The sequence below is a fragment of the Pseudoalteromonas sp. S1612 genome (genome assembly GCF_005887175.1).
In the GTDB taxonomy this organism is placed as follows: domain Bacteria; phylum Pseudomonadota; class Gammaproteobacteria; order Enterobacterales; family Alteromonadaceae; genus Pseudoalteromonas; species Pseudoalteromonas undina.
The window spans coordinates 1-269 of the sequence record NZ_PNDH01000171.1; the positions used below are offsets into that span (position 1 = coordinate 1).

The 269-nt window shown below is 43.1% G+C and carries 1 protein-coding gene; it reads right to left on the bottom strand.

Annotated elements, in window-relative coordinates; all coding sequences use genetic code 11:
* On the bottom strand, positions 1–269 hold a 269-nt coding region (locus CWB78_RS18555; RefSeq protein WP_502705099.1), incomplete at both ends, for a thiolase family protein.

The following is a 269-nucleotide window of genomic DNA, read 5'->3' on the forward strand; positions in this document are numbered from 1 at the left end:
TTTACTTAATGAACCCAGAGCAAACGTATCCATATGCTCACGACCAATACCATATTCATCAGCTGTAACAAGAGCAAAGCATCCCATTGCTTTATTGACGTACGCGACTTCTATCCAATCACTCATCATGTGATCATTAATTTCGCCATGTCCCATACCCAAACCGCCACGGGCTTTAGGAATAAAGTAAGGTGCATTGGTCAAGCTTTCAATACCACCAGCCATTGCCGATTCAATAGACCCTGCTTTAAGAACGTCATTCGCGAAAC